General features: G+C 66.6%; 10 protein-coding genes and 1 pseudogene. 5 read left to right on the plus strand and 6 right to left on the minus strand.

All coding sequences use genetic code 11. The features are described from left to right. Window positions 1-107: 107 nt before the first annotated feature. Window positions 108-1,499, plus strand: coding sequence for an APC family permease (locus tag PSR88_RS15545; RefSeq protein ID WP_016882137.1), 1,392 nt, complete (start codon window positions 108-110; stop codon window positions 1,497-1,499). Further along, window positions 1,496-2,644, plus strand: coding sequence for a serine hydrolase domain-containing protein (locus PSR88_RS15550; protein WP_016882136.1), 1,149 nt, complete (start codon window positions 1,496-1,498; stop codon window positions 2,642-2,644). The genes PSR88_RS15545 and PSR88_RS15550 overlap by 4 nt, the downstream gene beginning before the upstream one ends. A gap of 937 nt (window positions 2,645-3,581) precedes the next feature. Here the strand turns inward: PSR88_RS15550 and PSR88_RS15555 are convergent. Together PSR88_RS15555 and PSR88_RS15560 are read right to left on the minus strand one after the other, a co-directional pair. Continuing rightward, window positions 3,582-3,890 carry an antibiotic biosynthesis monooxygenase family protein gene (locus PSR88_RS15555; RefSeq protein ID WP_016882133.1) on the minus strand — a complete coding sequence of 103 codons (309 nt, stop codon included), beginning with the start codon at window positions 3,888-3,890 and terminating at the stop codon, window positions 3,582-3,584. Window positions 3,891-4,011: 121 nt separating this feature from the next. Further along, complete coding sequence (locus PSR88_RS15560; protein WP_029539030.1) at window positions 4,012-4,257, minus strand: sigma factor-like helix-turn-helix DNA-binding protein; 246 nt, start codon at window positions 4,255-4,257, stop codon at window positions 4,012-4,014. A 132-nt stretch (window positions 4,258-4,389) separates the two neighbouring features. Between PSR88_RS15560 and PSR88_RS15565 the strand changes: the two genes are divergently transcribed. Beyond that, window positions 4,390-5,157 (plus strand): hypothetical protein, encoded by a 768-nt coding sequence (locus PSR88_RS15565; protein WP_029539029.1) that lies wholly within the window; start codon window positions 4,390-4,392, stop codon window positions 5,155-5,157. Here PSR88_RS15565 and PSR88_RS15570 read toward each other — a convergent pair. The 4 genes and pseudogenes from PSR88_RS15570 to hppD form a co-directional block, all read right to left on the minus strand. Then, the gene (locus PSR88_RS15570; protein WP_016882130.1) at window positions 5,130-6,035 is read right to left on the minus strand and encodes a DMT family transporter; all 906 of its coding nucleotides are present in this window, start codon (window positions 6,033-6,035) and stop codon (window positions 5,130-5,132) included. The genes PSR88_RS15565 and PSR88_RS15570 overlap by 28 nt on opposite strands. A gap of 40 nt (window positions 6,036-6,075) precedes the next feature. Next, entirely contained in the window at window positions 6,076-8,451 is a 2,376-nt protein-coding gene (locus PSR88_RS15575; RefSeq protein ID WP_016882129.1) for an FdhF/YdeP family oxidoreductase, read from the minus strand. A gap of 14 nt (window positions 8,452-8,465) precedes the next feature. Continuing rightward, window positions 8,466-10,016: an FAD-dependent oxidoreductase gene (locus PSR88_RS15580; protein WP_037196824.1), complete on the minus strand. Its 1,551-nt coding sequence runs from the start codon at window positions 10,014-10,016 to the stop codon at window positions 8,466-8,468. A gap of 101 nt (window positions 10,017-10,117) precedes the next feature. Continuing rightward, window positions 10,118-11,323, minus strand: a pseudogene (hppD, locus tag PSR88_RS15585) (4-hydroxyphenylpyruvate dioxygenase). Window positions 11,324-11,503: 180 nt separating this feature from the next. Between hppD and PSR88_RS15590 the strand changes: the two are divergent. Continuing rightward, window positions 11,504-12,031 carry an Lrp/AsnC family transcriptional regulator gene (locus PSR88_RS15590; protein ID WP_011595710.1) on the plus strand — a complete coding sequence of 176 codons (528 nt, stop codon included), beginning with the start codon at window positions 11,504-11,506 and terminating at the stop codon, window positions 12,029-12,031. A gap of 207 nt (window positions 12,032-12,238) precedes the next feature. After that, entirely contained in the window at window positions 12,239-13,465 is a 1,227-nt protein-coding gene (locus PSR88_RS15595; protein ID WP_016882127.1) for a Glu/Leu/Phe/Val dehydrogenase dimerization domain-containing protein, read from the plus strand. The last annotated feature ends 12 nt before the right edge of the window (window positions 13,466-13,477 follow it).

The raw sequence follows: 13,477 nt of genomic DNA on the forward strand, positions 1-13,477 counted from the left end.
TACAGCACCTGCACATCACGCTACCCACAAAGTTGTCAACAGTGTTGACAACATCGTTTCGGCGGAGTTTAGTGGTCGTCGCCACAGCACTACTTCAAGGAGTTCGCATGACGGAATCGCGGGTCGCGACAGCGACTGACGAACCACAGTTGACGCCGCGACTGACACTTCCGTCAGTGGTGGCGTTCGGGTTGTCCTACATGGCACCGAGCCTGGTCATGATCATTTTCGGCGTCATCGCGGTCGTCAGTGCCGGCACCGCGCCCACGGCGTTCCTGGTCGCGACCGGGGCGATGCTGCTCACCGCGCTGAGCTACGCACGGCTGGCGCGCATCTACCCGGTCTCGGGTTCGGCGTACTTCTACGCCCGCCGCAACCTCGGCTCGGCGGCCGGGTTCCTGGTCGGTTGGGCGATCCTGTTGGACTACCTGTTCTTGCCGATGGTCGCGTGGCTGGCGCAGTCGATCCTGCTCAACGCACAGTTCCCGGCGGTCCCGATCTGGCTGTGGATGTTGATCAACGCCGGCTTGACGACGGCGATCAACGTCATCGGGATCGCGCTCGCCGATCGTCTCAACCGGCTGCTCCTCGCCGTCTCCACCTTCTTGGTGCTGCTCTTCTTCGCGTACTGCATCAAGTTCCTCGCCGGCAATCCGGTCGCCTCCTACGGCGAGCCGTTCTGGAACTCCAGCAGCACGGTCGCCGGCATCTCCGCGGCAGCGGCGATCGCGGCGTACTCGTTTCTCGGTTTCGACGCGGTGACCACACTCGCCGAGGAGACCAAGGACGCCGCGCGAAACATCCCCCGGGCCATCATCTGGATCGTCTCGATCGGCGGCGTCATCTTCTTCGTCGTGGCATATGTCATGCAGCTCGTCCACCCCGGCGACATCTTCGACGACGCGCAGGCCGCGTCGTACGCGATGTCGGTGCAGGTCGGTGGTCAGTTCTTCGCCGATTGGACCAACCTCGCGGGAATCATCGCAGGATCGGCATCCTGCCTGGCCGTCCAGCTCAGCTCGAGCCGTCTACTGTTCATCATGGGCCGCGACGGCGTGCTACCCCGCCGAATGTTCGGAAAGCTCAACGGCCGTACCCGGACTCCCGTGTTCTGCGTACTCGTCACGGGCGGCATGTGCTTCCTCGGTATGAACATGCCGCTCGAAACCGCGACGGGATTCATCAACTTCGGCGCGTTCACGGCCTTCACCGCAGTCAACCTCTGCGTCATCGTGTACTACCTGCGGAACTACGCCACACGGCAGTTGAGTGCAGTCCGCTTCGTGGTCATGCCGCTCGTCGGCGCCGCCGTGACGCTGTACATGATCACCCAGCTCAGCGAACATGCACTGATCTCCGGACTCTCCTGGTTGGCAATCGGAATCGTCTACCTCGTCTGGCTCACACGCGGTTTCCGCCGGCCGACGCCCGAAATGAGCTTCACCCACGAACAGGCGGTCATCGTCGCCGCCGAAGAGAGCAGCGAGGCCGCGAAATGATCGGCGACACCAAGACGATTGTCAGCCTTGCGGATTGGCAGAGCCCACCGATCAACCGGTACACCTTCGGCCGAATGCGGCAAGTCGTGCCGACGGCACAGGTGGCTGCCGGATTGGCGCCACTGCGACTCACCGACGGCGACCCGCTCGATATCGATCTCGCCGTCGGCACCGAAACGCTCCGTTCGGTACTGGACCGCACCTACACCGACGGATTCATGGTCCTCCACAACGGTAGCGTCCGCGCCGAGCTGTACCCCGGAGACCTTGAACCCGGCCGGACGCACATGCTGTTCTCGGTCAGCAAATCAATCGTCGGAACCGTCGCGGCAAACTTGATCGCAGCCGGTCTGCTGGACCCTGAAGCCGCACTCACCGAGTACATTCCGGAGCTTGCGAACTCGGGCTACGCGGGTGCCACTGTGCGCCACATCCTCGACATGCGTTCCGGCATCCGATTCTCCGAAGAATATCTGGAACCGGGCGCCGAGGTGCGCTACCTCGATCAGGCCGTGGGCTGGATTCCGCGCGTCGACGATTGGGTACCGCCGTCGCTCTACCAGTTCCTTCCGATGCTGAAAGCGGCTCGCCCCCACGGCGGCCCTTTCGAATACCGATCGTGCGAAACGGATGTACTCGGCTGGGTGTGCGAACGCGCCGCCGCCGACCGTATGCCGGCGCTGCTGTCGCGGCTCGTGTGGTCGAAGTTCGCCGCCGACGACATGGACGCCGGGGTAGACCGTGCCGGAGCCGTTTTCGCGGACGGCGGCCTCGCCGCGACACTCCGGGACGTTGCGCGATTCGGTGAGATGCTCCGCCGCGGCGGACGCATCGGCGCCGAACAGGTCGTGCCGCTGCACTGGATCGACGATTCCCTACGTGGCGCGCCCGATTCGTGTGAGGCATATTCCCAATCGCCGACCGGGACGCCGTTCCCGAGCGGAATGTACCGAAATCAGTTCTGGATTCCCCACCCCGATCGGCGTGTGCTGTTGTGTCTGGGCATCTACGGTCAGTCCATCTACATCGACGTCGACCGGGGCGTCGTCGTCGTGAAACTGTCGTCCTGCCCGACACCGGTGAACGACGAACTGGACAACGCCGGATTCGCCGCGGCCGAGGCCGTCGCCGCAGCGTTGGACTGAACGGTCACAGCATCAGAGTGGATGCGTTCCGCCGTCAGCCGCCCGGACTGCCCGTTCGGCAGTGATGCGGGTAGGCGTTCGCCAACTTGCGTATCTCGTCTTGCCCACAGTTCGACGCCGGGAGGACTTGCCACAACCGCTCGATGAACCGGCGCTTCGTCATTCCGAAGTGCACAAGGATGTCCTCTTCGGTAGCACCCCCGAATGGGACCCACATACCGGCGAAAGCGATGAGGTGCTCCGCCTTGGTGTCAGGATGGACGCGTTCGCGGTTGGCTTGGCTCCGAGCGGCGCGACGTCGCTGGCGAAATTGGCGATCGGAGATGGGCGGCAAGAACGCCGCCGTCGTCCTCGGCGACGCCGGCCTCCGCAAACGCGCCGACGCGATGAACGTCGGTAACCCGTTCAGGACGGTACCGAGATGGGGCCGGTGGTCGACGCCGCCGCCCGCGCCTCGATCCGGGCCGAAGGAGCAGGGCCTGGCCGGCCCGGGCCGAAGAAGCAGGGCCGCTCGGCGCGCGAATTCTTCACCCACACCACCACGGTGTACCTGCGGGGCGGGCAGGCGACAATGTGAGCACCGGCCTACGCGGCGCCGATACCCACCCCCGGAACCGATGGAATTACCCCCTCGAAGACCGCTGCCTCCTCGTTGCACGCCGCTACGAGTATCGGCAGCCTTTCCGTCCGTCTGGTTGAGCATGCCAACACATGGATGACGGTGCTGCAGCGTCACATTCCGGACACGAATTCGTAAGGGAGGGAATTCCTTTCACTTCGTCGAACATTCAACGGAGCATGCTTCGACGAGTCCGGATATGCACCGCCGAACCGAAAGTCCGGCACAACCGGATCCCCCTGGTGGTCCGGGCGCGGCTCGATCAGCACGCCCGGACCACACGTGCTCTGTTCCAGCCGGCAACTGCCGAAATCCCGATCAGTCTTCTTCAGTCGCAGTGTTCTGGACCACCTCGAACCACGTAGAATCCATCTGGCCGGCTTCAAGTCCCACGAGCTCTTCACGAGTCGAGCGGAAGGCTTCGTCATGATGCCAGGCCGACCAGTCTTCTCTCGTTTCCCAGACGCCGACAATGGCGCGCTCGAGTGGCTCATCGACCCCTTTCAGAAGCTGCGCCGATATCCAGCCTGGCTTGTCACGCGCCGCAGCAACCCGCTCATGCATTGCACGGTCCCATTGCGCGGCACCCTCCTCGCGAAGCACAACTCTCGTGATGATTGTCATCATTCTGGCTCTCCTTTCCGGCCCTCCTCAGAATGAACCCGCGGGTCGACAAACTCCACGAATGCGGCAGCATGCCGTCGAGACGACGTGAAAGAGGCAGCACCGCGGGATCCCGCAGCGTCGATCAGTACCGCCCATCCGCCGGACTGTCGCCGTCGAGCACCACCCTCGCGGCGAGTTGCCGCCGGAGGAGGTTGAGCGCCGCGTGCTGGAGGAGGAGCACGGCCTCGACGTTCGTCCCGAGAATGCGCGCGACCTCGACGGCCGGGAGGCCGTGCGCGAGCCGGAGGCGCAGCACCGTCCGGTGGCGGTCGGGGAGGGTGTCCATCAGGGTGACGGCCCCGGCTGCCTCCTCGTCGTCGATGGTCACGACAGGCCTTTCTCTCGGGTCGCACCACTGTCGCCGACCCGATGTCCCAGGTGGAAGGGACCGGCGTCCCGAGCGTCCGGGATCCTGCCGACACGGCTCCGACGGCCCGCCCGACGCTTTACGCTGAACGGCATGGCCGCTCTTCGCGCGGAGTGGATCAGAATCTGGCGCAACCCGGCAGACACCCTGGCGACCATTGCGTTCAATGCCGTCCTGATGATCGGGGCCTGGTTCCTGCTGCCCCGGAACTGGTTGTTCGAGTGGACCGGACCGTCGGGTTTCGCTCTGGCCCTCGCCGGCTGGATGTATGCCGACGTCACCGCCACCAACGTGCTGGCACCGGACCGCGAGCGCGTTCTCGCCGCACTCGACGACGGGGACGCGCTGGGTGCGTTGCTCGCCGCGAAGGCGGTGGCGCTGTGGATGCTGATCGCGCCGATCTGCGCGACCATCGCGGTCGCCGTGGGTTTCGCCGAGCAGGATTGGCTGTTCACCGCGGTGGTGGTGGTCGCGGTGGCGCTGTGCCCGTTCGGTGCACTCGCCGGGTCGAGTCTCGTCGGGGTGTTCTTCCCCTACCACCAGCGGTCGCTGCAGTGGCGGTGGGAGCAACGCGACCGGTGGCGCACCGTCGTCGTCCGGTGGCTGATCCTGCTGGTGGTGCCGTACGGGGTGTTCCCGGCGTTCTCCGTCGCGATCGCCGTCGTCCCGGTCGTGCTGTGGCGCCTCGTGCGCCCGGCCGATGTGCACACCCGGATCGGCACCGCGGACTTCGCACTGTGCGTCGTCCTCGCCGTCGTCATCTCCGCGCTGATGTGGGTGGTGGCGCGTCGAATCGCCGTGTCACGCATACAACGCCACGAACCGTTGGCGGCCTATCTGCGCGATCGGGACAGGGGCTGAGCCGGATCCGTGCCCGCGTCCTCCACGACGGCGGCGCCGCGCGCCAGCGCCACCGCGGCCATGACGACTGCGATCAGGGCGACGACGAGGACGGCGGTCACCTTCCGGTCGGCGTCGAGGTATTCGCCGAGCACCACGAAACCGAGCAGCGACGCCACGAGTGGTTCCATCACCGTGGTCGCGGGCAGCGAGGCCTGCAGCGCTCCGACCTGAAAGGCCGACTGCTGCAGCGCGACCGCGGCGGCTCCCACCACGACGAGCGCGTACAACTCGAGCGAGCTGAACAGCGGCCTCGGCCCCTCACCGGCGAGGTGCACCACGCCCTTCGTCAGTACCGCTGCCACCCCGAACAACGCGCCGCCCGCCAACCCCAGCAGCAGCGCGCGCCGCGACCGGCTACCCGACCGCGCACCCAGCAGGCACGCGAGGACGAAGGGCAGCCCGATCAGGCAGATCACGATCCAGTGCCGGGTCTCCGCGCGCTCGACGCCCGGCCGCGGGTCGCCGACCACGACCAGGACCGCGATCGCCGCGGTGAGGGCGGACGCCCACAGCCAGTCGGCGCGGGTGACCGTGCGCCCGGAGAACCGGGCACCCAGTGGCAACGCGAACAGCAGCGACAGCACGAGCAGCGGCTGCACCAGCAGCAACGACCCCAGACCCAGGGCGGCCGCCTGCAGCGCATATCCGCCGATCCCGACGACGGTGCCCACCCACCACACCGGTTGACGCACCAGCGTCGTGATCGGTCCGACTACCCCGACGTTCTCGTCCGGGATCTGAGCCGCACTCCGGTGACGGACCACCGTCCCGACGGCGATGCACAGCGCGGCACCCACTGCGAACACCACGGCGAGCACGGAGTCGGTCACAGTCATTTACTGTAAGTGCAGAATGCCCAGTTCGATGGCACTCACGTCAGGAGAGGTGCTTCGGCTGGGGGGTCGCCTTGTGGAATCGGTCCGATCCGACCTGGTCCTGGCTCGCCTCCGGTGGGCATTCGGCGCTGTATTTGCCGGCGTGTTCCACGGAAACGATGACGGACTTCGACGTGGGACAGTTGCTGCCGACCGCCGTGGAATCGAGCGGGACGAGCGGGTTGGTCTCCGGGTAGTAGGCGGCGGCCGAACCCCGGGGCGTGTCGTATTCGACGATCCGGAAGTCGTGCGCGCAGCGGACGCGGTCGTCGTCTGCCCAGTGTGTGAAGAGGTCGACCATGTCGCCGTCGTCGAATCCGAGGGCGGCGATGTCGTCGCGGTGCAGGAAGATCACGCGACGGCCGCCCTCGATTCCGCGGTAGCGGTCGCTGAGCCCGTAGATCGTGGTGTTGAACTGGTCGTGGCTGCGGATCGTCTGCAGGATCACGTGCCGCGGGGGCACCTGCAGCACCTCGATCGGGGACACCGCGAATTCGGCGCGCCCCGAGTGGGTGGGGAACGTCCGGGAATCGCGCGGCGGGTGCGGCAGGACGAATCCGCCCGGCCGGCGGACGTTCACCTCGTACCCCTCACAGCCGGGCACCACCCGCGAGATGTGCAGGCGGATGTTCGCGTAGTCGTCCCGCATCTTCTTCCACTCGAGACCGTAGCGGTCGCCGATCGTGGCCTCCGCGATGCGGGTGACGATCCCCACCTCCGAATCGAGGTGCGGACTAGCCGGTTTCAGCGGACCCCGGGATGCGTGGACCGAACACGTCGAGTCCTCGACCGAAATGAATTGCGGCCCGCCGGCCTGGACGTCCTGCTCGGTGCGGCCTTTCGTCGGCAGGATCAGGGCGGTGTCACCGCACACGAGATGCGAGCGGTTGATCTTCGTCGAGATGTGGACCGTCATCCGGGTCTTGCGCAGTGCGGCGGCGGTGACGTCGGTGTCCGGGGCGGCCTGGACGAAGTTGCCGCCCAGCCCGAGGAAGAAGTGCGCCTTGCCGTCACGCATTGCCCGGATGGAATCGACGGTGTCGTACCCGTTCTCGCGGGGCGGATCGAAGTCGAACTCCTTGGCGAGCGCGTCCAGGAAGTGTCGCGGCGGACGCTCCCAGATCCCCATCGTGCGGTCGCCCTGCACGTTCGAGTGCCCGCGCACCGGCAGTAGCCCGGCACCGGGTTTGCCGATGTTTCCCTGGGCGAGAGCGATATTGGTGACTTCCTTGATGATCGCCACCGAGTTGTGGTGCTGGGTGAGTCCCATCGCCCAGCAGAACACAGTGGCGTCGGAATCCCGCAGGAGCCGGGCCGCGTCGGTGATCTGCTCCCGCGACAGCCCGGTCGTGCGGGTGACGACGTCCCAGTCGATGTCGGTGACGTGCTGCTTCCACAGCTCGAATCCGATCGTGTGCTGGTCGATGAACTCCTGATCGAGGGCATCCCATTCGACGAGCAGTGAGCCGAACGCCTGGAGCAGGGCCAGGTCGCCGTTCAGTGCGATGGGCAGGTGCATGTCGGACAGGTCGGTGCCTGGGCCCACCATGCCGCGGGGCGTCTGCGGATTCTTGAAGTTGACCAGGCCCGCCTCACGGAGCGGGTTGATCGACAGGATCTTCGCGCCGTTCTGCTTCGCCTTCTCCAGCGCCGACAACATCCGCGGATGGTTGGTCCCCGGGTTCTGGCCCTGCAGCACAATGAGTTTCGCCTGATAGACGTCGTCCATCGTGACGCTGGCCTTGCCGATGCCGATCGACTCCTGCAGCGCGATGCTGGTCGATTCGTGACACATGTTGGAACAGTCGGGCAGATTGTTCGTGCCGAACGCGCGGACGAACAGCTGGTACGCGAACGCCGCTTCGTTGGACGCCCGGCCGGACGTGTAGAAGATCGCCTCGTCCGGACTGTCCAGGGCGTTGAGCTGATTCCCGATCAGGGCGAATGCCTCGTCCCATTCGATGGGTTCGTAATGCGTTCCGCCGGGCCGCTTCACCATCGGATGCGTGATCCGGCCCTGCTGCCCCAGCCAGTGCTCGCTGTGGCAGTCGAGTTCGGCGATACTGTGGCGGGCGAAGAATTCGGGTGTCGCACGGTCGCGGGTGGCTTCTTCCGCCACCGCCTTGGCTCCGTTCTCACAGAACTCCGCGGCGTGGCGGTGGCCCGGCTCCGGATCAGGCCACGCGCAGCTCATGCAATCGAACCCCTCGGCCTGGTTCAGTTGCAGCAACGTCTCGGCCGTACGGACCACGCCCATGTGCTCGAGCGCGCGCTTCATCGACACCGCGACGGCAGTCGGGCCGGCCGCGTGGTCCTTCGGGGGCCCGACCTCGAGATCGGCCTCGTCGTAGTCCCGTTCCTCGTCCTTGTGTCGCATCGTTCAGCCTTTCGTCAGGACGACCTCCCCACCAGCCGACCGAGATAGTCGATGACGTCATCGGCCGCGGTGGCCGCGGCGGTGAGCGCGACGTAACCGTCGGGGCGCACCACCACCAGCGTGCCACCGTGTGCCCCGTATGCGCTGCGCGCCAAACCGCGGTCGTCGACGACGTCCACGCCGGGACCGCGGGAATCGCCCACCACCATGTACTTCACGTCGTCGGGCGCGTCCTCGGCCAGGGTCTGCAGGATGTGCCGGGAGCCGCCGCCGAACCCGAGAACAGTGAAGTGCGTCCCCCGGAAGACGTCGAACAGTCGCAGCGGCGTGCCGTCCGGGCTCAGACACGGCGCGTCGGGTGCCCGGTCTCCCGCGCGCAGACCCGTCGTCGCGTCCCCGTCCCAAGACAGTGAACTCCACGGGTAGCCCAGACCGAGTTGCTGACCGTCTTCGGTCACCGCGCCCGCGAACCCCTCGGAGTCCTCGCGTCCGAGGTTCGAGGCCACCTTCTGCAGCCCCGCGCTGCTCACCCCGAGCGTCCAGCGCGCGAGCGGCAACCGTTCCTCCTGGTACGTATCGAGGAGCGACGGGTCCGCGGAGCCGGCCAGGACGAGAGCGAGCTTCCACCCGAGGTTGTAGGCGTCCTGGATTCCCGTGTTCATCCCGAGCCCACCGGCAGGCGGATGAACGTGGGCCGCGTCCCCGGCCAGGAACACCCGACCGTCACGGAAGCAGTCCACCATCCGCACGTTCACATGCCAGGTGGACAGCCACGTCGGTTCGGACAATCGCACGCCCGGGCCGCAGGCGATGTCGTCGAGAACGCGCTGGAAGTACTCGAGCGACGGTTCGGGCAGGTTGCCCTCCTCGTCGAAGTCCGCGAACGGCACGCCCTGGAACTGCCAGGAGTTGATTCCGCGGAACGGGCACAACGCGACGAACCCCTGCTCGGGGTGCGTCCACTGATACCAGCGATCGGGGACCAGGCCGTCGACGGACACGTCGCCGAGGAGCATGCCCTCGATGCCGCCCGTCCCCTCGAACGACACCCCGAGCGCCTTGCGCACCGTGCTGCGCCCGCCGTCGCAGCCGACGAGGTAGCGCGCAATGACGGTCCCGCCGCCGGCGAGTCGGACGGTCACCTTGTCGGTGGTCTGCTCGAACCCGACCACCTCGACACCACGTTCCACGTCGATCCCGAACTCCGACAGCCTTTCTCGCAGGATCTGCTCAGTCCGCCACTGCGGGATCATCAGACCGCCGTCGTAGGGCCGATCGTGCGTGGGCCTCAGGTCCGCGTACGGGTCGCCGTCGCGCACCACCTGGCCGCGCACCGCGACCCGGCTGGGCAGGTGCCGGAACCCGGCCTCGACGATCTCGTCGACGACGCCGAGATCGTCCATCACTTCCTGGCTGCGCGCGGTCAATCCCTTTCCCCGCGAACCTGCGAACGGCTCGGGCGACTTGTCGAGGATCCGCACCTCCACACCACGTCGCGCCAGTTCCAACGCGAGCGTGAGCCCGGTCGGACCGGCACCGGCAACCACTGCCTCGGTAGGGCTCATGGCGTCATCGTATTCGGGACGGCACCGATCCGGCGGGAAAGTCGCTGCACAATCGTCGACGACATTCCCTGCTCACCGGACTCGCGGAGTGATCCTCTCGCTCAGAAGTTTCCGCGGGCGGCTTGTTCGCGTTCGATGGCCTCGAAGAGGGCTTTGAAGTTGCCGATGCCGAAGCCGAGGGAGCCGTGGCGTTCGATGAGTTCGAAGAACACGGTGGGCCGGTCGACGAGGGGTTTGGTGAAGATCTGCAGCAGGTAGCCGTCTTCGTCGCGGTCGACGAGGATGCCGCGTTTCTGCAGTTCGGCGATGGGGGCGCGGACGTTGCCGATCCGGGCCCGCAGTTCGGGGTCCTCGTAGTAGGAGTCGGGGGTGGCCAGGAACTCGACGCCCTCGGCGGTCAGCTGGTCGACGGCGGTGAGGATGTCATTGGTGGCCAGGGCCAGGTGCTGGGCGCCGGGGCCGCGGTAGAAGTCGAGGTATTCGTCGATCTGCGAGCGTTTCTTGGCGAGGGCGGGTTCGTTGAGGGGGAACTTGACCCGGTGGTTGCCGTTGGAGACGACCTTGCTCATCAGCGCGGAGTAGTCGGTGGCGATGTCCTCGCCGACGAACTCGGCCATGTTCGTAAAGCCCATGACCCGGTTGTAGAAGTCGACCCAGTGGTCCATCTTGCCGAGTTCGACGTTGCCGACGACGTGGTCGAGGGCCTGGAACAGGCGCTTGGGTGCCCCGTCCCGTTTGGTGTGGCCGGAGGTGCGGGCGGTGTAGCCGGGCAGTTAGGGGCCGGTGTAGTGGCTGCGGTCGACGAGGGTGTGGCGGGTGTCGCCGTAGGTGGCGATCGCGGCGAGGCGGACGGTGCCGTGGTCGTCGGTCACGTCGTGGGGTTCGTCGAGGACGGTGGCGCCCTGGGCGCGGGCGTGGGCGATGCACTTGTCGACGTCGGGGACGGCGAGGGCGATGTCGACGACGCCGTCGCCGTGGGTGCGGTGGTGGTCGATCAGGGGGCTGTCCGGGTTCACGGCGCCTTTGATGACGAAGCGGACGGCCCCGGATTCGAGGACGAAGCTGTGGTGGTCGCGGTTGCCGGTGGTGGGTCCGGAGTAGGCGACGAGGGTCATCCCGAACGCGGACTGGAAGTAGTGGGCGGTCTGGGTGGCGTTGCCGACCACCCAGACGACGGCGTCCCAGCCGCTGACCGGGAACGGGTCGCGGGTGCCGTCGTACTCGACGAGCCCGACCAACTGCTCGAGCTGGCCGAGGTCGAGACCTGCGAGGCGTTCCTTGTCGGTGAGAGTCTGCTCGATCGTCATCGCTGTCTTCCTGGTTCGAGGGACGAGGTGTGGCCTGTTGCCTGGGTCACTACGAAAACCCACCCCGCCCACATAGGCAACCGAGCCAGCAGAAGCTAGCCGCAGTGCCACCTTCGGGGGCCCTGGAACCAATTTTCTTATACAGTCGGACTAGTTGAATCCGCCCGGAGAGGTCTGGCCGTGAAGGACGCAGTGCAGTTGGACGAGCTCGACTTCGCCCTTCTCGACGCCATGCACGACGACCCGAAGGCCGGCGTGCTGGAGCTGTCGCGCCGGATCAAGGTCGCGCGGGCCACCGTTCAGGCGCGGGTGCGCAAACTCGAGGAGTCGGGAGTGATCGCCGGGTACGAGCCGCGTCTCGACATCGCGGCCGCGGGGTTCGACGTGCAGGCGTTCGTCACGCTGGAGACCGCGCAGGGCGCACTCGACTCCGTGACGTCGGAGTTGGAGTCGATTCCCGGGGTGCTCGAGGCCTTCGCGACCACCGGCTCGGGCGACATCCTGTGCCGCATCGCTGCGGGATCCCACCTCGGGCTGCAGCAGACACTGATCGATCTGAACAAGTCGAGTGTCGTCGCCCGGTCCACCAGCGTGATGGTGCTGTCGGTGATCGTCCCGTACCGGTCGATGCCCCTCCTGAGGACGCTCGACCGGCCGCGCTCGGCGAAGGCCCCGGCCTATCGCACGACCCCCGCCGAACCGGATTAGCAACACAATCATTGGTTCTGCTGCACAAACTGAATAGAAAATCCTGGAACTTCTTTCTCGGTGATGTTCATCGTGGCTACGTGCCGCGCGGCCGGTTGCGGTGCACGAGTGGCGCCCGACACAGTGATCGCCGTAACAGCGCGGGCACCGGCCGAGTACACGGCCGGAGCGCCCCGAGCCCCGGCAGTCGAGAAACCGAGAGAAGCCATGAAGAATCTGCTCACCCGATTCGAAGAGAAGGCCCCCGAGATCGTCTTCGAGTGGCACGACACGGAGACCTCCGCACGCGGATGGACGGTGATCAACTCGCTGCGTGGCGGCGCTGCCGGCGGCGGCACCCGGATGCGTCGCGGTCTCGATCGGCGCGAGGTGGAGTCGCTCGCGAAGACCATGGAGGTCAAGTTCACCGTCTCGGGTCCGGCGATCGGTGGCGCGAAGTCGGGCATCGACTTCGACCCGACCGACCCGCGCAAGGACGAGGTGCTGCGCCGCTGGTTCAAGGCCGTGACCCCGCTTCTCAAGGCGTACTACGGCACCGGCGGCGACCTGAACGTCGACGAGATGGCCGAGGTCGTGCCGATCACCGAGAGCTACGGCCTGTGGCATCCGCAGGAAGGCGTCGTCAACGGGCACTTCGCGGCCAGCGATCGTGAGCGGGTCCAGCGGGTCGGACAGCTGCGGCTGGGCGTCGCGAAGGTCGTCGAGGATGCGCGGTTCACTCCCGATCCGCAGGCGAAGTACACGGTGTCCGACCTGATCACGGGCTGGGGTGTCGCCGAATCGGTGCGGCACTACTACCGGGTCTACGGCGGCGAACTGGCCGGCAAGCGCGTGATCATGCAGGGCTGGGGCAATGTCGGCGCCGCCGCCGCGTACTACCTGGCGCTGTCCGGGGCCCGGATCGTCGGCATCCTCGACCGCAACGGTGGGCTGTCGAACACCGACGGCTACGACTTCGAGCAGATCCGTGCGCTGTTCCTGGCCAAGGAGGGCAACGAACTGCGCGCAACAGGCACGGTGCCGTTCGAGGAGATCAACGAGACGATCTGGAGTTCCGGCGCCGAGATCTTCCTCCCCTGCGCCGCATCACGTCTCGTGACCCGCGACCAGGTGGACCGGCTGATCGCCGGTGGCCTCGAGGTGGTGGCGAGCGGCGCCAACGTGCCGTTCGCGGACGACGAGATCTTCTACGGCCCCACCTACGAGTACGCCGACAAGAGCGTCGCCGTCGTCCCCGACTTCATCGCCAACTGCGGCATGGCCCGGGCGTTCGCGCTGCTGATGGAGGGCGACATCGAGGTGTCGGACGAGGCGATCTTCGGTGACGTCTCCGCCACCGTCGCGACGGCGCTCGAGCGGTGCTTCGCGCGTTCGTCGCAGCCGACCGGAATCGCCGGTACCGCATTCGAGATCGCACTCGATCAGCTCGTCTGACGGCACGGGAGA

Origin of the sequence: Rhodococcus sp. DK176 (assembly GCF_038447315.2) — a bacterium.
In the GTDB taxonomy this organism is placed as follows: domain Bacteria; phylum Actinomycetota; class Actinomycetes; order Mycobacteriales; family Mycobacteriaceae; genus Rhodococcus_F; species Rhodococcus_F jostii_A.